Genomic DNA, 18,725 nt, shown 5'->3' with positions numbered 1-18,725 from the left:
ACGGTTTCATGACGCAGGACGACGACCCGTGGTTCAGCAGGAGTGCGCCTGTCAGACCGCAGCAGAGCGCTGATCCCTTCGGTCTCGCTGGGCCGGCCGAGTCGGTGCTCGCTTCGCGCAACTCTTCTGCGGGCTGGACGCCGCGGGGATCTGGTGCGCCGTTGGTTGCAAGACCGATACCCATGCATGTTGCTTTCGGTGTGTTGGCTCTGGCTGCCGTGTTGTCGTTGTTGACCGCGCTTTTAGGTGTGCTGACCATTTTGGATCTGCAGGGTCGCGTTCAAAACCTGGTCGGTATGGAGCCCTCGGGGGCGGCAACCTTGTATACGGACGACTACATCGACGGAGCCACCATTGCTTTGGTCTTCGCAATGGTCGCAGTTGCCGCTGCCTTCGCGTTCGGATATGTCACGTTCGCGCGCGGCGTGTACCAGGGGAAGCACTGGCCACGTGTGTGGGCGTCGGGACTTGCGGTGGTCTCGCTGTTCGGATTGCTCGGTGGGCCCTTGGTCGTAACAATTGTCTTACTCGGCCTCGTTGCCGTCGCACTACTTTGGTTGCCCGTGTCGCGTAGGTATTGCGACTACGCATCCACGCGCTGAGCTGGTTGAGAACACGATTGAGGTAGGCGCCCGTAGGAATGCCGTTGGTAATACGCCGGCTACGTGTCGTACAACCACTTCAGCTGCCCGTCGACCACCGATGGTGTCCACGCACCGGCGAACGGGTGACCCGATTCGAGAGCATCAGCAAGGTCGGTAAGCATCGCGCTGATCGAGACCCACTGCGGGCCGCCGTCGTCCGCGCCGGCCTCGTCGAAGTCGGTCACGCATCCGTGCGATGGACCGGGCCTGGTGTCGACGAACAGTAGGTTGCCGTCGATGCCCGCGAACGGCACGAACTCTGACAGCCCAATGACCACCGAGCGCACGGACCGAATGGCAGATACCGGAGCGCATCCCAAGGTTCGTGCGCTTCGACCGACCCCGTGTCGAGTACATCGTGGCCCCGAATCCGCCACTGCGGACTCAGTATCCGCTACCGCGCTGCCTGTGTTGGGCAGGGGAGTAGCTGACGCCGACGTCCTAGCGGGCAAAGCCGAATGCGCATGAGATTAATAGTCTCCCCACCAATTAGGCAGTTGAATCCGCAATCGGAGCGCTCTGGAGTTGCTCAGTCTCCACTCGAAAGGCGAGCGCAGCAAAGTTTTTTGCAAGCGAGGTAGTCGTTCGGCCGACCGATCTCGCTGCGAAAGGACTCGAGCGAAGTAATCAGTCGAAGAGAAACTCTGGATCAGCCGACGAAAGAATCTCCACTTGTCCCCAATCGCCCTCGGCGACATACAGGCCCTGTTCAAAAGAAAGATTGTCGATGTTGCCGAGGTCGACGTCGCCTGCTGCGTCTGTGTACTGCTGGGCCGATCTTGATATCCACTTGACCGCAGTGACTTCGCTGAAGACCAGCCTGCCGAGCGCGTAACAGTACTGCTCGTCGGGCTTCGGAGGTTTGTAACGTGCGCTTTCCGGCGTCAGAACCGCATCGAGCGCGAACGTGAACTGGCCCGGAGCCTCTGATATGGACAGCACGTAGCTGTCCTCCAGATACAGGCCTTTGAGCCCCTTCAGCTGCGAATAGTCTTTGTTCATGGCAAGTCCCATTCGATCGGAGTGTGGTTTCCAGTGCTTCTGCGCGTCACTTCGTTGCCGAACGGGTCGACTCGCTGACCATCGGCGTTCCTGATCTCTACGTGCGGATCTCCGCTTCCCGGTGCTCTATCGGTACCGCTCTTGATCGTCAACCGTGTCACACCGTTCTCGTCGATGTACTTCGGCGGCCCGTTGGCGGTCTGGATCTTGGTCCATCCTTCTGACTGCGCGTACTCCTCTAATTCGGACGCCTTCGGCTTGCTCCCGTTGGCGAACAGTTCATCGATGCTGCGCTTTGGCGGTGTGCGACGAGCAGCGTCGACAACCTTCTGGCCGATGGATTTCAGGCGCTGCAGCACTCGCTGAACCACACCCAGATCCGCCCCGACACGAACACCGCTGCCGATGCTTTTGGAAAAGGACCACGCAGCAATGCCGTCGCCGATCAGGGTTCCGTACTTCTTGATCGACTCAGCAGACTTCGCGGTGCCGACGACTGCCGACGCACCGAAGCTGATGCACGCCGCAGCGATCGATATCGCGGCGGTGATGGTGAGCTCTTCCGCGAGGTCTTCCAGGATTCCGTACAGCTGCGATCGGAGCTCGTCGATGTTCGCGGCGTACTCTTCGCAGGAGTCCGCCAGCTCGCCACAAGCGAATTGGATGGACTGCAGGCCCGTTCGAAGGTCGTCCATGTCGTCTAGAATCAGATCGGTCTCAGTCGATTCGATGTCGAAGAACAGATCCTCCGCCGAGCGAAGGCGGGCGAGGACGTCGTCGATCCCCCCGCTCATACTCAGGTTCCGCCACAACGCACCGGCCCGCCGAAGGTTCTCGGTATCACCGTCGGGTACCGGAATACCAACCGCGTCCGCAATGCCGAAGGCGTAGTCCTCCAGGCCGTTGCCGGGCCCTCCGGCTGACTGCTGCAGCGGGACAGTGCAACCCGGCATCACGGCAGCGAAAGACGGGGGTTCCGGCGTCGCGGTCGACGACCCGTTGGCCGCGCTCTCCGCCATAGAATGGTTGTGGCCGGCCTGATTGAGCACGACGCAATAGTTCTCCAACGCTCGAACGACATCATCTAGCGATGTCAGCAGCGTCGATGCACGCTCGTCATAGGTGGTGGCCCACTCCCGCGCTGTGTCGTGCGAACCGGCCATTCCACTCGCAACGGACAGCGCTGAAGTTGTCTCGGTGACGACTTCGTACGAGATCACCGCTGCGTCATTACACAGGGTCGCAGCAGAATACAAGACCGAAGGTGATGCAGTTTGCTTGGTCACGAACGGCCCTGCAGCAACATACTCGAATTACCCTCGAAAGCAGCCGAATACGCCGTGCACGCGGATCTCGCCGACACCGCCATGTCGGCTACAAACTCGACGAGCATCTCGGCGGAACTGACCCACTCTTGGTGTGCGATCTGGAATGAGTCCGCTGCTGGGCCGGTCCACCCCATCGACAGGCGCGCCACCGCTGCATCGGCCGCGAGCACGCGTTCTCGAACGAGCGACGCGTAGCTGTCGATTCTGTGCGTCAGAGCTTGAAGTTCGTCGACATCGACCGTGTAGTTTCCCTCCATTGCTAGTCGAGGTTCAGAGTTCGGATGGAGAAGGCGTTCGCTGACTCGGTTGACTGATACTCAACGCGCGAAATAGTCAGCCCGTCAATCAGGCTTTCTAGGCGGTCCACCACCAGTCCGCCGTGGTTACGCACAGCAGACCACCTCGCGAGGTAGTCGTTGGCGGCCGCCCCCGACCAGTGATCACTAACTGTTCCTTGAATGTCCGTCGACATGGCAGCAAAGCCCTCATGGAGTTCGTGTGCGATGGAGGTGAGTGTCTCAGCAGCAGTAATCATGGTCGCCGGATCGGCATCGACGGTGTCCGGGCCTTCCGCGTCGGGCATCAGCGTGCCCGACGCGGCACCGAGGGACAGGCGGTAACGCATTCGCACACCCCAACAAGAACTGCATTCAAAAGTGGACCCCCCAGTCTCGACTCGTGAGCAATCTACACGAAGACGCGAGCGGTTCTGCCCAGCACGTAGCCGGCAATGCTGGTGAGGGCCTGTGGCTCGATCCACCCGTGGAACGAGCACCCTTGCCGCCAGTCAGCTGCGGTTTACCCACAGCTCCGTTGTCTCCGGACAGCCTGCTGCTGAACCCCCGCACTCTGCGGCAAGCGTCATGTCAACCAAAGTGCCCCGAGCGGCCAGGAATGTTTTCGCATCGAATGCTCCGCGTTTGTCACAGATGTGTGACGCTGACCTGCCGGGATCAGCGGATGCAAATGAAGGCTTTTGGTGGCGTAACTGGATCTTTACCAATCCATAAAGGATTACAGATTGGTATGGTAGTCCGATGGCCACTGATCCAAATCTCGGGCTGGCTGCTGTCGAGTACGAGAGTCGGCCGTGGCAGGCGTCATCCATGCATGCATCCAGAACCCAACGCAGGTTGCACGCGGGGGACTACCGAGCTGCCGTCCTTCCTCGGATCGGCGACCTCGATCTGCAGCTTCCTGCTGAATTGTCGGCTGAATCCGAGGATGCGCTGCGTGAAATCGTTCGGTTCGACGAATACGCGTCGAAGCGGCTCGGCTCGTCCACCGAGCTGGCGCCGATGAGCTCGATCCTGCTGCGATCCGAGAGCGCTGCCTCGTCGCAGATAGAGAACCTCACCGTCGGCGCGCGTTCGTTGGCTCTCGCCGAGTTGGGCTCGCCGAGCAGTCGAAACGCGTCGATCGTCAGCGGCAACGTGCGCGCCATGGAGGCCGCACTCGCAGTGAGTGCAACGGTGTCCGCCGAGTCGGTACTTGCCATGCACCGGGCACTGATGAAGCCGGCAGGTGACCCCGATGCAGGCCGATGGCGCACTCAGCAGGTCTGGATCGGTGGCTCTGATGTCGGCCCACACCACGCTGCATTCGTTCCGCCACACCACGATCGGCTTGCGAAGTCGTTGGACGATCTTTTCGTGTTCGCATCGAGGGACGATCTACCAGTCCTTCCGCAGGTGGCCATTGCCCATGCACAGTTCGAGACGATTCACCCCTTCACCGATGGAAACGGACGTACCGGCAGATCACTGATACATACGATGCTTCGACGGGCCGAAGTAATCGAACGTGTCACGGCCCCATTGTCTGCCGGACTGCTGACGGACACGGCGACCTACTTTTCGAGCCTTGACGAGTACAGAATGGGCCACGTCGAACCGATAATTCGGCGCCTGAATGCCGCGACTTTCACAGCGGTGTCGAATGGCCGAATATTGATAGACGAATTGGCAGCTGCTAGAGACCGTTTCATCGGAGCCGTTGTTGCGCGCCGCGAATCCGTCGTATGGAGCCTGATCGATGCACTTGTTGCACAACCAGTGATCGACAACCCCTTCGTGCAGAGGACATTCGATGTCAGTGATATGTCCGCTCAACGAGCCATCGACCGACTCGTCGACGCGGGCGTTCTCCACCAGACGTCGAAGGGGCGACGGAACCGCGTGTGGCAGGCAGACGAGATCCTCGATGCACTCGACCGTTTCGCCGAGCGCACCCGTCGGGCCAGGCGGTAGCGACACTGTTCGTGTTGTCAGTTAGACCTCTCAGGTGCGGCACTACCGGAGAGCGACCGCGCGAGGTTGTCGACGGAATAGAGGATCGACAGTGAACTGCGCCGAAAGTACCGATCAGCCGCGGTGTGGTGACCAGGTCTGGTCCGGACGGTGCAGTTCACCAGAAGCCATGCCCCGAACAGTCCGACCATGCTGTCGAAGGGCTCGGACTTCCGGCAGAGGTAGACGCTCCCGAGAAGTGCTGTGCAGCGCCAACGCGATGCTGCGGACTGGTCCAGGGGGTCAGTCTAGTTGGTGTACAACCACTTCAGCTGCCCGTCGACCACCGATGGTGTCCACGCACCGGCGAACGGGCGACCCGACTCGAGGGCATCGGCAAGGTCGGTGAGCAATGCGCTGATCGAGATCCACTGCGGGCCGCCGTCGTCGGCGCCTACCTTGTCGAATTCGGTCACGCATCCGCGTAGTGGACCGGGCCTGGTGTCGACGAACAGTAGGTTGCCGTCGACGCCCGCGAACGGCACGAACTCTGGGAGCCACGTGCCCGCCGAGTCCCCGGCCATCGACGTGCTCAACTCGTCCTCGTCCATGTCCTCGGCGAATTCGCCCCAGACCTCGAGCTCCACTTGACGCTCGTCGATCACGCGCTCGAGATCGAACAACTCGTGCGACGGCAGCAGCGGCACCCACGCATCATGTGGAAACCCGTTGACCGACCTGAAAAGCGCCTGCAGTTCCTCGGGCCAGCTAACGCCGGTGCGTGCGATGGCGTCGTCGATGGCGGTCTGCTCTGCCGAGATCACAGGTGCCGTGTCGAGATAGGTGCTGAGCCACAGCGCAATTCGATCCCATTGATCGGTAACGGCACCGGTTGGGGTGGAGAACTTCGTGGGACCCTCCTGTCCACTCGGCATCGTCTGAATAGGCTGGTACGAGGGTTCGATCCGTCCCATCGTGTACTCGATGGCGGCATGCACCCGGCGACGGAGTTCGTCGTCACTCAGGTCCTGGTCGCCGAACGGGACCGAGTTGCCCGGCTCGTCATCGACGACGACATTGCCGAATTTACCGATCAGCGTGCCGTCCTCGGTGTGCGTGAGCGAACGGCCCATCGCGACGAGCTGCTCGATCGCAGTCTCACGATCATGCGCCTCGCCACCCCGGGTGACGATTCGTTTCGTCTCGCTGTTCCAGATCGACACGTACCATTCCATTGCGTTCTCCTCGGTTGTGGCGGCTCGGCCGTCTGCGGTGAACGCCCGGTCCAGGCAACGGCTACGCACGATTTGGTGTCGAAGACGCATCTGGAGCGGCGCATCTCGCGCGATTGTCGATCACCTTCTGAAAAGCCCACGATCCCGAATCGCCTTCACGGTCCGCTCAGGCTGAATGCCAGCGTGGTTCTGGGATAGTTCGCCGTCGCCCATAGCCGTCAGAACTGTCTCCAGTGACTTCCATCTGCCGCGTTGGACAGGGGTGAGTGCGCGGATTCGATGAGCAGCCTCACGAAGGTGGTCGGCTAATTGCGCCTCTTCTGGACTCAACAGCTCGGCATACCGATTGTCGAGTAGGTACGGGGATCTGTCGCTGGAGTACATCGCGGTTCCGTCGAGCAAGATCTCCAGGTCTCGCGCCGCTACTTTCATATTGGATGAGTCGGACGCTGCGAGGTAATCGAAATCGCCTTCCCAGAGTGCACTTCGTACGGGATCGTTCTGCAGGGTGACCACCGTGCCCAACGGGCGTTGATGATTGTTGGTGGCATTCATTGCCAAAACCTCATGCGCGAGCCGTAGTACATTGTCGTCGGTCATCGAGGCGCCTATGACAATGAGATGGCCTGTGGCCATGATGGATTGCACGATGGACCCGAGAGGGCGTCGCTCGGCGTCGTAACGAACGAAGTCTCGACGACTCAGCACGATACTTTCAGGTGCCGCGACGTCACCGTGCATCTTGAGTAGCCATGCGCGATCACCAACGGCGTTCTCGCGCGGCAATACCGAGATCGAATCTGGGCCGTTCGCTGCTTTGAATGCGTCCTCGTACAAGGAGTCGTAGTTGGTGGTGACAACTTTCTCGACTGACAACGACGCCAGAAGACAGTGCGCAAGGGTGGGTACCTTTTTCGCATCAGCTCCCGTAGCTCCCGCTGCGCGTTCTCCGAGGGTTTGCCCCTGAACAGACTTCGACAGCAATTGGGCTCTGTCGAGGACACCCAGCGTTGCAAATTGATCCGGATCCAGGTCTGGAAGTGTGTCCTTTTTGATGGTTGCGAGTAGCTCGTCCCAGGTGGGGAGGCCTGCCGATATGCTGACGCCGGCACCGAGCAGGAGAGCGGTGTCCCCACCTCGAATTTTGGAAGCCAATTGGGCGCCCGCCTCGCGCTGCCGAGTTGGCAAGGATCGTTCTCGCCGAATCGCTTGGAAGGCAGCGTAATCCGCTGCATTCTCCACCACGAAAACGACATCGAAGTCGGAACTGGCGACGAACTCGAGTGTTGTCGCATAGAGCGCCTCGATCACTTTTCCGCGTACGCCTGCGTACCCTCCTCGTCCTACCCCAATGGTTGGGAGCGCGATCAGCGGTCTCACTCGACCGTCGCTCACGAACTTCGGCCGGTCTGCGTCGATTAGTCGTAAAAGATGTTCGAGGCCGTCGATCAGCCACGTGACGGATGGATTGCCGCCGTGGGCGACGTGCAACAGCCAGGCGGATCGGCTCTCAGTACTATGCGGTCGAAATCGCCGAGCCCTGTGATCTTGGTCGAGCGGCGGCGCAGGCTTCTGATCGATGTCGAGGGCCGGCCACCACGTTCGACGAGGTACGAATGTTCCATCCGTCGGTACGATCACGACATCCGATGCCACTGCTTCGAGTCTGCCCCGGACGACGAAGACATGCCCCTCGATCCCTGTTTCCGTTGACATCTCACGTTCATTCATAGCGCGTGCCCGGAAGGCCGTCGTTCGATCACGCCGCCCATGCTAGATCGTTCGATCGAGCTGGTCCGATGGACAGCCGTTTCGCTGCCCACATCCGTAAGACGATGGCTCACGTGTCAGTCGGTGATTACTGGCAATGTGCACGTATTCAACGCGTGCGCAGTTGTCGTATCAGTCTCGGTGCGCGCTTGAGGACCGTCAGAAAAAATGTTGTCGAGACCATCACCACACGCACGATTGAACCGTACCGTGTGGTCTAAAATGTAGCGATGACTCGACAACTTCCCGAAGGTGAATCCCTACTGGTCAGGACCGATTACTCGGACGACGAAGCGTGGCGCGAGACTCTCGCCACTGCGACGCAGCCGTGGGATTTCGGCGGTGACATCGAGTCAAGTGCCGCACTGACTCCAGTCGATGACCCGGCGTTCGACGGGTTGACACTGAGCGACCTGAAAGCCCTGATCGGATCACCGCCGCCTTACTATATTTTTCTCGCCGACAGCCGTGCGATTACGGATCCCGAACACCCGATTCTTGCCGTCGACACAGGGGCGGAGGAAAGCAACGACGCCTTGGCTGCCGGTGGGGTGTATCCGACGTTTCGGGTGGCGCCGAAGGCAATGGCGTCGGTGGAGAACAACCTATCGATCGCAAACATGGACTTTGAAGAATTCGCCGGCGCAATCGATGCCGACGGTGTCTTCCGCGGATTCTGACCCCCAATCTATGGCCAACAGAAGGTGCCGGCATGAATGAGGACATCAACCCGACACTGCCTCTCGCTTACGACCTTCTCTGGATGGGCACTGTTTTGGCATGGTTCGTCTTAACGGCGTGCGCGGTGGTGTCGGTTCTGCGCACCGACCATGCGCGCAGTGGCGGTAAATTTTGGTGGAGTCTTCTTGTCATTGCGGTACCGGTGTTGGGCGCACTGGTGTGGTTCTTGGCGTATTCCCGCGAGGATACGCGGTGAGTTGGCGTGCACAGGCGTTGCTGTGGCCGGGGGTGTGTGCGCTGCTCTACGTCGCGTGGATCGTCCTGCAGTTCGGGGCGTTCGAAGACGTAGTTGTTCTGTTGTTGATTGTTCCGATCGCAGCAGTGGGGTGTGCATTCATGTTCGGTGGTTTTGCGATCGCAACCGCACTGTTCGTGCGCGCAGTATTTCGTTCGGTGTTACCTGGATCCGGTTTGTTGGTGCAGAGATGTTTCCTTGCGACGGCAACAGGGTTGGTGTTGTTCACGTTCTGGATGGTGCTGTGGGCTTCCTCAGTGGGGATCACTAGCGAATTGTGGTTGTACGGAACGGGAGTCGGTGTGATTGCAGCTATAGCGTCGGCCATATATGCGCGACAGTTATTCGATGAGCAAGTGGAGAACCGCGAACCGGGTGGCATTTGAGGCACATGTCTGGCAGTGCATGGGCGTCAGAACAAATGTCGGTGGTGCTTGTTCGTCGAAGCTGTGGCCGGCGAGTGCAGCATGCAGCCGTGGTTCGTCGTAGCCTCCGGTGAGTGCGTCGCGGATCGCGACGCCGCGCCCGTAACGTCCGCGCGGATCCCCGCCCGCCCGCCGGCGTCGGCCCGAGATGGCGACCGAGCGCAACAGCGTGTGCAAGGTTCGCCGATTGGGTTCAGAGTTCGAGGTGCCCGTGGTCTACTCGCACGCAAAATGTTTCGTCGCAGTCGTGTTCACCGACGACACCGTCACCGAGTTCACCGTGCACGAGCAGCAGTGCGAACCGGTGCGCGGAGAGTGTGCGTGGTGTGTCGCCGTCGGTGAAGGTGAATAGTCCGTACCCGTCGTGCGTCGAAGCTGAGTCCACGGATTACGCGTACTTTCCTCTTGCTAACGGATTACGTGTCGGAGGCAACCGATAGATTGTCCGCGGGAGCGAAGACGTCGCCTCCGGGGGCGAATTTGGAGTTGGCAGTGGCTAGTCGGGAACACGACGCAGAACTCAAGGGGCGGGTAAAGCGCCTCATGCAGTTCCTCCGCGAGATCGTAAAGTCTCGCACCAGTCCGGTGTTGCAGGTTCAGCAGCACGCGCAGGTCGAATGGCTGTTCCGTGATGACAGGGTCACCCAGGTCGACCCGTCGGTCGTGCAAGGCGGCATCGCTGTCCGTGCCCCACGAGTCAGCATCGAAGATCCGCCGCCGGTCCCGAAGGTTCTCACAGGATGGCTTGACGCGAAGCTGGTTACCGATAGTCGATCGAAGTCTCCGCAGTTGTCGGAAACCTGCTCGTTGACCGGTCTCGGCGCCATCCAGCGCGACTCACCAGAAGCGGAGACAGTGCGCAGCGCATTCGCTGAGTGGTTGCCGACGTGGCAGACCTGGGCTGCGTCCGATCGCATCAGGCGACCGCAGGCAGAGTTCTATCAGGCGCTGCAACGCATGATGCAGGAACTGTCTGCCCGTCCGGAATCCGTCGAACTGGTCCTGGCATCAGGGCTGCTTTCTCTTGCGTCGTTCGATACCGAAGACGCTGTGCAGACCCACCTGATCACTCAGAGCGCGTCCGTTGATCGTGACGAAGCAACCGGTGATCTCGTTGTACGCCTGACCCCGATGAGCTCGCCACGACTCGAGGACACCCAGCTCCTCACGGGTAGATCAGATTTCGATTCCTCGGGTTCGCTCGGTTTGCAGAAGCAGTTACAACAGCAGGCGGCGTCGCCGCTGAGTGATGGCGTTCTGTTGTTCCTCAAAGACTGGGCACCGCGGGCCCTGACACAGACCATCGAGGTCAACGAACTACTGGAACAACCCGCTGCCAAAGCGGACAAGATGCTAACGCCGTCACCAGCATTGGTGCTTCGTAAGCGTGGGGCGTTTGCACTGGTCGAGTACTACGAGAAGATGATCGCCGACGTCGAGGCGGACGATTCCCCAGTGCCTCTGGGATTGGCTCAGCTGGTGGAAGCGATCGAGCCCGACGACCGTCTCCATTGGCTACAGAGCGTCGGCGCTGCAGCTTCTTCGACACTCGCCGACGATCCACTTTTCCCGCTCCCTGCCAATGCCGAGCAGTCACAGATCCTGGAACGGTTGGGTAAGGATAGCGGTGTTGTCGTCGAGGGTCCGCCTGGAACAGGCAAGACCCACACCATCGCCAACCTCGTCTCGGCGCTGTTGGCTCGCGGTCAACGAGTCCTTGTCACGAGCGAGAAATCGCAGGCACTCCGCGTACTGCGGGACAAGCTGCCGGTCGAGATGCAAGAACTCTGTGTCTCCATCACCGATCTTGCACGAGGTGGCTCGCACGAGCTGAACAAAAGTGTCGCGACGATCGCCGAGCGCAAATCCTCTTTCAACGAGCACCTCGAAGATCAACGAATCAAGGATTTTGCTGCCCGACGGCAGGCCGCCCGGCAGAATCGCTCAGTCATCCTCGAACGCATTCGCTCGCTGCGGGAAGCCGAAACCTACCAGCATCCTCCTGTTTCCGACGGATACGAAGGTAGCGCAGCATCGATCGTCAAACAGGTGAAGGCAAACGAGGCGGCGTATTCGTGGCTTCCCGGGCCACTGCACGCGAAGCAACCTTCCCTGTCCGGCACAGAGATCGGTGAACTGCGCAAGCTCATCAGTACAGCGTCACCGACTCAGAGTGCTCGGCCGGCCAAACTACTTACTCCCATCGAATTCTTGCTGCCGGATCGGCCGGCACTGGAAGAGCTTTTCGCCCGAGCTACTACTCGCGTTTCGACCGATACCGCCGAATCCGCACAGCTCATCGAGATTCTCGGGGGCGTCGACCTGCCTACTGCGCAACAGGTTCGGTCGCTGTGCGAGAGCTTGCATGGTCTCGTCGACGACGTGCAGCAACTCTCGCCCCAATTCCAACAACTGGCCGACCGCGTCCTGTCCGGCGAGGCCGACTACCTCTGGGCGCGCGTTGATTCTCTGCCCGCGATTCTCGATATCGCGGTGCGAGCAGACTCCGCCGTCGGCCCGCGAGATGCCTACAGTTCGGACACCACGCCTCAGGGCCTGACTGTCCTCAACGCGTTGGCCGTCGCTCTGGAGACAGGAGCGAAATGGAAGTCGGGTCGATTCTTCAAGAGCGTTCAGCAGCGAGCCTTCGAACAGTCAGGCATTGTCGCCACCGTGGATGGTGCTCCCGCGGCCGACGCCAGTGCACTCCGTGCAGTGGCGGAGCACGTGAGGGCTTTGGACGCTATCCGTTCAGCGGGGATGCTCCTCGCCGACCTGCGCATTTCGGTAGTCGTCGACGGATCTCGAGGCCTGCAGATCAACAGCTTGCAAGGAACGTTCCGATCCTTGGACGTTATTCGAAACGTTGTGGCAACTCGTGATCAGCTGGTCTCTCAGCTCAGGTCTATTTCGCATTCGCACCCGAGAGTTCGTTCCCTGGCCGAAGCATTGTCGATCGCAGGCGCGGCCGGTGCTATAGCCACGAGGTCGGATGTGGAAAGCGCACGCGCGGAGTTGGATCAGCTGGTCCGATCCGTGTCGCTGGAGGTGGACAAAGCTCCCTCACCCGAGGGAGAGGTATTGATCCACACGCTCGACTCGGCTGACTTCAGCGTGTTGGAAGACTCAGTCGATCAGTACGTCTCGGCGTGCAGTGAAACATTGAACCAACTGCGGTTGACCGAATTGGAGTCTCGTTTAGCGGAGGCGGCGCCCGCCTGTGCGAAGCTCGTTCGAACCACGGCCGGCGACGAGCAATGGGACCGAATCGGTTGGGAACTCGACAAAGCCTGGGCGTGGCGACGTGCACAGGAGTGGATTGTCGAGCAGCACCGAACCGGTAGGGAGCAGGAGCTCGATGCGGAACTCGACGCCGTCGACGCCGATATTGCGCAACTGACATCCCAGCTCGCCGCAGCGAGCGCGTGGCGGGACTCGCTCAAGCGAATGACCGCGACAGAAGTTCAAGCACTGCAGACATACCGCGACCATGTCGCCAACATCGGTATGGGCACTGGCAAGTATGCGGAGAAGTACAGCAGCGCAGCTCGTTCGGCGATGCTCGAAGCGCAGAGCGCGGTCCCGGCCTGGGTGATGCCGCTTCAGCAAGTTCTCTCGTCCATTCCAGCAAAACCCAATACGTTCGACGTCGTCATCGTCGACGAGGCCAGCCAAGCAGACATCACGAGCCTGTTCCTACTCTGGTTGGCGCCGCGCGTAATCGTGGTGGGCGACGACAAGCAGTGCACACCGAGCGAAGTGTCGAGCGGCGCGCTCGACACGATTTTCGACCGGCTCGATCTCTATCTGGGTGATCTACCGGAGCATGTGCGCACAACGCTTACTCCGCGGTCGAGCCTGTTTTCGATGCTGCGGACTCGGTTCGGCCAGGTGGTCCGGCTACGTGAGCACTTCCGGTGCATGCCGGAAATCATCAACTGGTCGAGCAACCAGTTCTACCGTGATTCGCCGTTGATTCCGGTTCGACAGTTCGGTGCAGATCGGCTCCCACCGCTGGCACACACGTACGTCGAAGGCGCCGTTCATCTCGGCAAGGGCGCAACGCTCAGAAACGAACTCGAAGCAGCCGCCATCGTCGACCAGCTGATCGAGTGCTTCGACAACCCGGCCTACGACGGCAAGACCTTCGGAGTCGTGGTGCTTCAGGGCCGCTCACAGGTCGACGTCATCGAGAACCTCCTGATGCGCCGGGTGTCCGCCGAAGTGTACGAAGAGCGGAAGCTGAGAGTCGGTACACCACCCGACTTTCAGGGCGACGAACGTCATGTGGTGATGCTGTCACTGGTCGTCGCCCCAGAACAGAAGTTCATCTCCTTGACTCAGAGCGAGTACCAACGCCGCTTCAACGTGGCTGCCTCACGCGCGCAGGATCAGCTGTGGCTGTTCCACTCCGTGACGGCGGATCGACTGAAAGCAGGTGACCTCCGCAAATCATTGCTGACCTATATCAGCTCGACCTCGCCGGTTCCGGCAGAAGCCATGCCGGAGAACGTCAGTCGTGACGTTCGCCAGTCACCGTTCGACAGTCTCTTCGAGCAGCGAGTGTTCAACGATATCGTCGCTCGCGGCTATCACGTCAACCCCCAGGTCGAGGTCAACAGCCGCCGAATCGATCTGGTTGTCACCGGCGGCGCGTCGAGGCTGGCCGTCGAATGCGACGGCGACGCGTTTCATTCGACTCCCGAACAGCGGAACGCCGACCTGGAGCGAGAACAAGAAATCAAACGCGTCGGCTGGACATTCTGGCGGTTACGCGAATCCGAGTACTACCTGGACCAGGAGGCTGCGCTTTCATCTCTATGGGACACGCTCGACACACTTGGCATCTCCCCGTACTCGGTGAACGCCTCCGCAGGACAGGAGGCGCCGACGACATGGGCCCCGATAACACTGACCGCTGACGAATCGGTCGTGGAAGACATTGCCGAAGAGGAGGCCCTTGCTGGTGCCCCCGTGATGTCTGGCGTGGCGGCAACTCGGGCGCGCAGGACAGCACCGATCGCTCAGGCTTCCGGGATTTCCTCGGCGCAGGTTGTGCGTGCATCACAAACTCCAATAAGTGAATCAACCGAATCATCACGCCATCTCGACAGTGCGGTACCAGCGCAGCCGAAGCGAGGAATCGTCTCTCGCAAAGATGTCCGCGAGTACTTACTCCAGCGTTGTACTGCAGCGGAAGTATCAGCCGACGAGATCGCAACTGAACTGGGAGTCGATGAGGAGATCGTGCGCGCCGTGGGTAGGGGACTGGTGGTCGAAGGCGCCCTGGAAGAAATCGCCGGGCAGTACCGCACTGTGCAGCAGGTAGAGGCGAAATGATGATCGCACCAGAAATTAATCCCGTCGAGGGGACGCTGACTCGGTGTTCGCGACGTCGACGAACTCCATGTGCCATATGAACGCTGCGACCGAGTTCTCGACTGACCGGGCGCAGTCGTTCTCTTGGGCCATGCTGCGCATGATTTTCGTCGAGTGGTCGAGGCGTCAACCATCGGGGTGCGGCCGTCCGCTCGCGTAGCGCTCCCCATCGCGGGGCCGAAGTCGGTGCCGCCACGCTTGATCATCTACTCCTGCCACCGTGGTTCGGCGTTGATGACGTCTTTGCACTGCGGGAGCTCGTCGAGGTCGATGGCACGCTAGGCGCAGGCGGCCGCGGTGTACCTGACGGCAGATCGATGGTCATGGATGCGACGGCTTCGAACGTGGAATGGGCATCGCGATCGAGTAGGCGATGAACCCCTGACGATTCGTATAGGCCCCGGTCGCATGGTGGTAACGAATCGAAAGGAGTTCCCGATGTGATGGGCGTCACGTAAAGAAAGGATCGCTATGTCGAATCCGCAGTATCCAACCGACCCTGGCCAAGGGGCTCAAAACTACGACGCGAGCGGATACCCCCAGCAACAGCCAGGTTACGGGCAGCCGCAGCAGGGGTACCCATACGGTTACGCGCCGCAGCAACCTGTGAACCCTGAAAAGAATGGCTTAGGCCTGGCATCTTTGATTCTTGCTCTGGTCGGGCTGGTGTTCGGCATCATCCCGTTCACCGGCTTCATCTGCTTGATTCTCGGGATTGTCGGACTCATTCTCGGCCTAGCTGGTATTTCGAGAGTCCGAAAGAACAAGGCAACCAACAAGAAGACCGCCATCTCTGGCGTCGTCGTGTCCGTCCTGGCGATCGCACTTGGCATTTGGGGAATCACGATCGTCTTCGGTGCGGTTGATGACCTTGACACAGGTATGGATTGCATCAGTAATGCCGACACTGCCGCTCAAATGGAAGCGTGTTCTCAATAGTTTCATCGCCAGAGGACGGATGAAACGCCAATCGGTGAAGTAAAAACCAGTTCTGGTAGCTTTGTCGGCCTATCCCTGGCTGTGTAGCTAACGTGCGTGCACTCGCGGTCGACGAGTGGCCGCCACGATTACATAATTGGGGAGGTCGCCATGCACACACCGCGCCTGTTTCTTCTGCTCAGTGTTGCTGCCGCCGTGTGCTTCGGTTGTTCGTCGGACGATTCGCATGAGCCGGGCGGACCGACCACTTCCATAACCAGCTCGGCGGTGTCGCCGTCTGTGCCGACGACGGTTGCACCGTCGCCGACAGGTGCTCCCGACTTCCTGCCCGAGCCGGTTCCGGAGGCTGCGCCAGTCACATTCCAGTGTGGTGACTTTTCGCTCTATCAGTCTGGTACCGCGTTGTATTCTGACGGAACAACGGGCTATGAGGCAGTGTGTGACACCTTCATAGTTCCTACACCGAAACTGAGGTAATGCGATTACGGTGGAACGGCTGTGTACACGGACGGTTCGTACATCGCGAACGACCCCGCCTGCGCGGACACAGCGCCCCCTTCCTCAACTGGATACCCGTACAACGAATCAGAGGACCGGAATGGCGACGGCGTCGTCAACGGATACGAGCGGTGTGGAGTTCTGTGCGGGGAAGAGCCGACCAGCGGAGACATCCAGACCCAGTATGGGTGTGAACAGGGCTACATCGTTGGCCCTCAATGCGAGTGAGCCGGAGGCAGCGGCAGGCGTCCAGCGCCTGGTGTAAGTCGGCAGTGATGATCGTTGGTAGCAGGCTCGATGCCAAAGAACCCACGACATAGGCGATCTCGTGGGAAACACTATCGCGACCTGCCCCGGTAGAGGCTGATCCGTGAACTGATCCAATTGAAAGTTTGTCATTCAATTGTATGAAACTTCGAACTTTGTGAAACATTCCAATCGACCGGTCCTATAAGGAGAAAGCACCACTTCAACCAGAGACCAGGACTTCATGACGTTTCCTCACGACCCAAACCAGCCGCAGCCTGCCGGGCAGTCCCCGTACGGGCAATCTCAGGTTCCCTACGGTAACCAGCCTCCCACCGGGCAGTCCTACCCTCAGCAGCCGTACGGCGAGCCACAGTCGCCCGCCAAAAAGAAGCGCAAGTGGCCGTGGGTTGTCGGCGGCGTTGTACTCGTACTTGTCATCGCCGGGATGATGGGCGGTGGTGACAAGGAGAAGTCAAGTACGACGGCGCAAGCCACATCGTCAGCCGCGGTAGCGCCCTCGGCTGCTGCGGTTGCGCCCGTCGAACCGGTTGCCGCTGCACCAGAACCTGAAAAATCGGCGCCAGGAATCGGCGAAGAAGTGCGCGACGGCAAGTTCGGTTTCGTCGTGACCGGTGTGGAGACTGGTGTTACAACCTTGGGAGACAACCCGTACCTGCAGAAGGACGCACTGGGTCAGTTCGTTCTGGTGAGTGTCACGGTTACCAACGTGTCCGACAAGGCACAAAGCTACTTCGGCTCGAACCAGAAGTTGATCGATGCGCAGGGCCGTGAGTTCGAGAACGACGCAATGGCTGCAATCAATCTGGAGTCGGACACAGCAATCGGGGGCGACATCAACCCCGGACTGTCGAAGAACATCACAATTGTGTTCGACATCCCGCAGGATGCTGTGCCCGCGACACTCGAAGTGCACGACTCAATGTTCTCCGGTGGGGCCGAAATCTCCCTGCGGTAGGTCGGATTTCGTCGTTGGCCGGGCACCCGTGATTGTGCCCGGCTATTCGGCTGCATCGGGAATTGGTCAGTGCTCGACAGATGTGGTCGCGAAAGAAACCCTCTATATCGTTCCGCGTCAACCGCATTGACCTGGCGAAGGATCGGCATTGCTGGCGGCGGTGAGCAGACGAAGTATGCAGTGGAGCAGTATTCGGGTGAGCCAATCATCCTTGAACTCCCGTCGGACCCTGGTTGTATGTTGCGTGGGAAGACAGAACCTTGTTTGGGGGAGGACGCGAGCGATGAGATGGAACCCGTTGGATCGGCGGTCGCAGGACCAGCGTGCGATCGACGATGCACTGGCCGGCCTGGGAAAGTCTCCTTGGGCGGACCCGCGAGTCGCCGGCCGATCGCTGCAGTTCGTTCGTGACGCGTTGGGAGCTTGGCGTACCGCTGCAATCCCAGCCTCGGTCGATCCGACTGCGACCCGACGCGAGAAGGTGCGCAGAATCGTCGACCGTGACCGCAAGGCCGAGAACGGCGTGTCGGCGGACATCGCTGAGATCAGCGCGCTTCAGACCTCGATACGGGGCAAAGTCGTCTACGCCGTCGTGTTTCTGGCAGCAGAAGTGTCGGGCCTCGAGGCCTGGACTGCGATCGAGGTGGCGCATCGGATCGTGCGAATCGATCTCTCGACCGAGGTTGCCTCCGTCGCGAGCAGTGCCGGGCAACTCGAAACTGCTTTCACGCGGCTGGGGGCGTCGCCGACCGGTCATCTTGCCGATGATCCAGAGGTACAGAGGATTTATCGCGAGCGCACAGATGCACTCGCGGACCGGCAACGCACGCTCATCGGTCGTTTGACGGCTCTGCGATCGTACCTGGACGGTTTGACCGACATCGAGCGAGAACTGCAGAAGGTGCGGTGGATCGAGAACCATGGAACACCGGAGGCAGCCGAGTTCGAGGCTCGGGAGGGCGACGAACTCGGATCACTGCACCTCGGCGCAGCCCGCGACATGTTCGACGAAGCGACCGACCGAATCGGTGTTCAACTGCGCGACGCAGCCGAACAGCTGGGACGATCGGTCTGAG

18 protein-coding genes are annotated in these 18,725 nt (G+C 60.2%); 9 read left to right on the top strand and 9 right to left on the bottom strand.

What is annotated here, in order from left to right:
- Positions 1-8 precede the first annotated feature (8 nt).
- Positions 9-602: a hypothetical protein gene (locus QMK32_RS19540; RefSeq protein ID WP_283476865.1), complete on the top strand. Its 594-nt coding sequence runs from the start codon at positions 9-11 to the stop codon at positions 600-602.
- A 59-nt stretch (positions 603-661) separates the two neighbouring features.
- On the opposite strand, the gene QMK32_RS19535 is transcribed toward QMK32_RS19540, so the two are convergent.
- The 5 genes from QMK32_RS19535 to QMK32_RS19515 form a co-directional block, all read right to left on the bottom strand.
- Positions 662-931, bottom strand: coding sequence for an SMI1/KNR4 family protein (locus QMK32_RS19535; RefSeq protein WP_283476864.1), 270 nt, complete (start codon positions 929-931; stop codon positions 662-664).
- A 340-nt stretch (positions 932-1,271) separates the two neighbouring features.
- Entirely contained in the window at positions 1,272-1,658 is a 387-nt protein-coding gene (locus tag QMK32_RS19530; protein ID WP_283476863.1) for a hypothetical protein, read from the bottom strand.
- Entirely contained in the window at positions 1,643-2,866 is a 1,224-nt protein-coding gene (locus tag QMK32_RS19525; RefSeq protein ID WP_283476862.1) for a hypothetical protein, read from the bottom strand. Before QMK32_RS19525 ends, QMK32_RS19530 begins: the two co-directional genes overlap by 16 nt.
- A gap of 62 nt (positions 2,867-2,928) precedes the next feature.
- A complete protein-coding gene (locus tag QMK32_RS19520; RefSeq protein ID WP_283476861.1) occupies positions 2,929-3,231 on the bottom strand; it encodes a WXG100 family type VII secretion target in 303 nt (100 codons plus the stop codon).
- Between the two features lie 2 nt (positions 3,232-3,233).
- Positions 3,234-3,599 (bottom strand): WXG100 family type VII secretion target, encoded by a 366-nt coding sequence (locus QMK32_RS19515; RefSeq protein WP_283476860.1) that lies wholly within the window; start codon positions 3,597-3,599, stop codon positions 3,234-3,236.
- Positions 3,600-4,011: 412 nt separating this feature from the next.
- Here QMK32_RS19515 and QMK32_RS19510 point away from each other — a divergent pair, with 412 nt between their 5' ends.
- Positions 4,012-5,223, top strand: a complete 1,212-nt coding sequence (locus QMK32_RS19510) for a Fic family protein (RefSeq protein WP_283476859.1) — start codon at positions 4,012-4,014, stop codon at positions 5,221-5,223.
- 287 nt (positions 5,224-5,510) lie between these two features.
- Here the strand turns inward: QMK32_RS19510 and QMK32_RS19505 are convergent, their stop codons facing one another.
- A complete protein-coding gene (locus QMK32_RS19505; RefSeq protein WP_283476858.1) occupies positions 5,511-6,437 on the bottom strand; it encodes an SMI1/KNR4 family protein in 927 nt (308 codons plus the stop codon).
- A 120-nt stretch (positions 6,438-6,557) separates the two neighbouring features.
- Positions 6,558-8,153, bottom strand: coding sequence for an SIR2 family protein (locus tag QMK32_RS19500; RefSeq protein ID WP_283476857.1), 1,596 nt, complete (start codon positions 8,151-8,153; stop codon positions 6,558-6,560).
- A gap of 284 nt (positions 8,154-8,437) precedes the next feature.
- Between QMK32_RS19500 and QMK32_RS19495 the strand changes: the two genes are divergently transcribed.
- The 3 genes from QMK32_RS19495 to QMK32_RS19485 are packed head-to-tail and all read left to right on the top strand — an operon-like array spanning position 8,438 to position 9,569.
- Positions 8,438-8,887 carry a DUF6924 domain-containing protein gene (locus QMK32_RS19495; RefSeq protein WP_283476856.1) on the top strand — a complete coding sequence of 150 codons (450 nt, stop codon included), beginning with the start codon at positions 8,438-8,440 and terminating at the stop codon, positions 8,885-8,887.
- Between the two features lie 32 nt (positions 8,888-8,919).
- On the top strand, positions 8,920-9,144 hold the full coding sequence (locus QMK32_RS19490; RefSeq protein WP_283476855.1) for a PLDc N-terminal domain-containing protein: 225 nt from the start codon (positions 8,920-8,922) through the stop codon (positions 9,142-9,144).
- Entirely contained in the window at positions 9,141-9,569 is a 429-nt protein-coding gene (locus tag QMK32_RS19485; protein ID WP_283476853.1) for a hypothetical protein, read from the top strand. The genes QMK32_RS19490 and QMK32_RS19485 overlap by 4 nt, the downstream gene beginning before the upstream one ends.
- 232 nt (positions 9,570-9,801) lie before the next feature.
- Here QMK32_RS19485 and QMK32_RS19480 read toward each other — a convergent pair whose 3' ends face one another.
- The gene (locus tag QMK32_RS19480) at positions 9,802-9,993 is read right to left on the bottom strand and encodes a hypothetical protein (RefSeq protein WP_283476851.1); all 192 of its coding nucleotides are present in this window, start codon (positions 9,991-9,993) and stop codon (positions 9,802-9,804) included.
- Positions 9,994-10,100: 107 nt separating this feature from the next.
- Here QMK32_RS19480 and QMK32_RS19475 point away from each other — a divergent pair, with 107 nt between their 5' ends.
- Positions 10,101-14,948, top strand: coding sequence for a PDDEXK-like endonuclease domain-containing protein (locus QMK32_RS19475; protein WP_283476850.1), 4,848 nt, complete (start codon positions 10,101-10,103; stop codon positions 14,946-14,948).
- A gap of 510 nt (positions 14,949-15,458) precedes the next feature.
- Positions 15,459-15,926, top strand: a complete 468-nt coding sequence (locus QMK32_RS19470) for a DUF4190 domain-containing protein (protein WP_283476849.1) — start codon at positions 15,459-15,461, stop codon at positions 15,924-15,926.
- A 585-nt stretch (positions 15,927-16,511) separates the two neighbouring features.
- Here the strand turns inward: QMK32_RS19470 and QMK32_RS19465 are convergent.
- Complete coding sequence (locus tag QMK32_RS19465; protein WP_283476847.1) at positions 16,512-16,742, bottom strand: hypothetical protein; 231 nt, start codon at positions 16,740-16,742, stop codon at positions 16,512-16,514.
- Between the two features lie 172 nt (positions 16,743-16,914).
- Here QMK32_RS19465 and QMK32_RS19460 point away from each other — a divergent pair, with 172 nt between their 5' ends.
- Together QMK32_RS19460 and QMK32_RS19455 are read left to right on the top strand one after the other, a co-directional pair.
- A complete protein-coding gene (locus tag QMK32_RS19460) occupies positions 16,915-17,649 on the top strand; it encodes a DUF4352 domain-containing protein (RefSeq protein WP_283476846.1) in 735 nt (244 codons plus the stop codon).
- Positions 17,650-17,932: 283 nt separating this feature from the next.
- On the top strand, positions 17,933-18,724 hold the full coding sequence (locus QMK32_RS19455; protein WP_283476845.1) for a hypothetical protein: 792 nt from the start codon (positions 17,933-17,935) through the stop codon (positions 18,722-18,724).
- Position 18,725: the final 1 nt, after the last annotated feature.

It is taken from the genome of Rhodococcus sp. H29-C3 (assembly GCF_030063405.1).
GTDB lineage: Bacteria > Actinomycetota > Actinomycetes > Mycobacteriales > Mycobacteriaceae > Rhodococcoides.
This window is presented reverse-complemented; position numbering and strand designations above follow the sequence as displayed.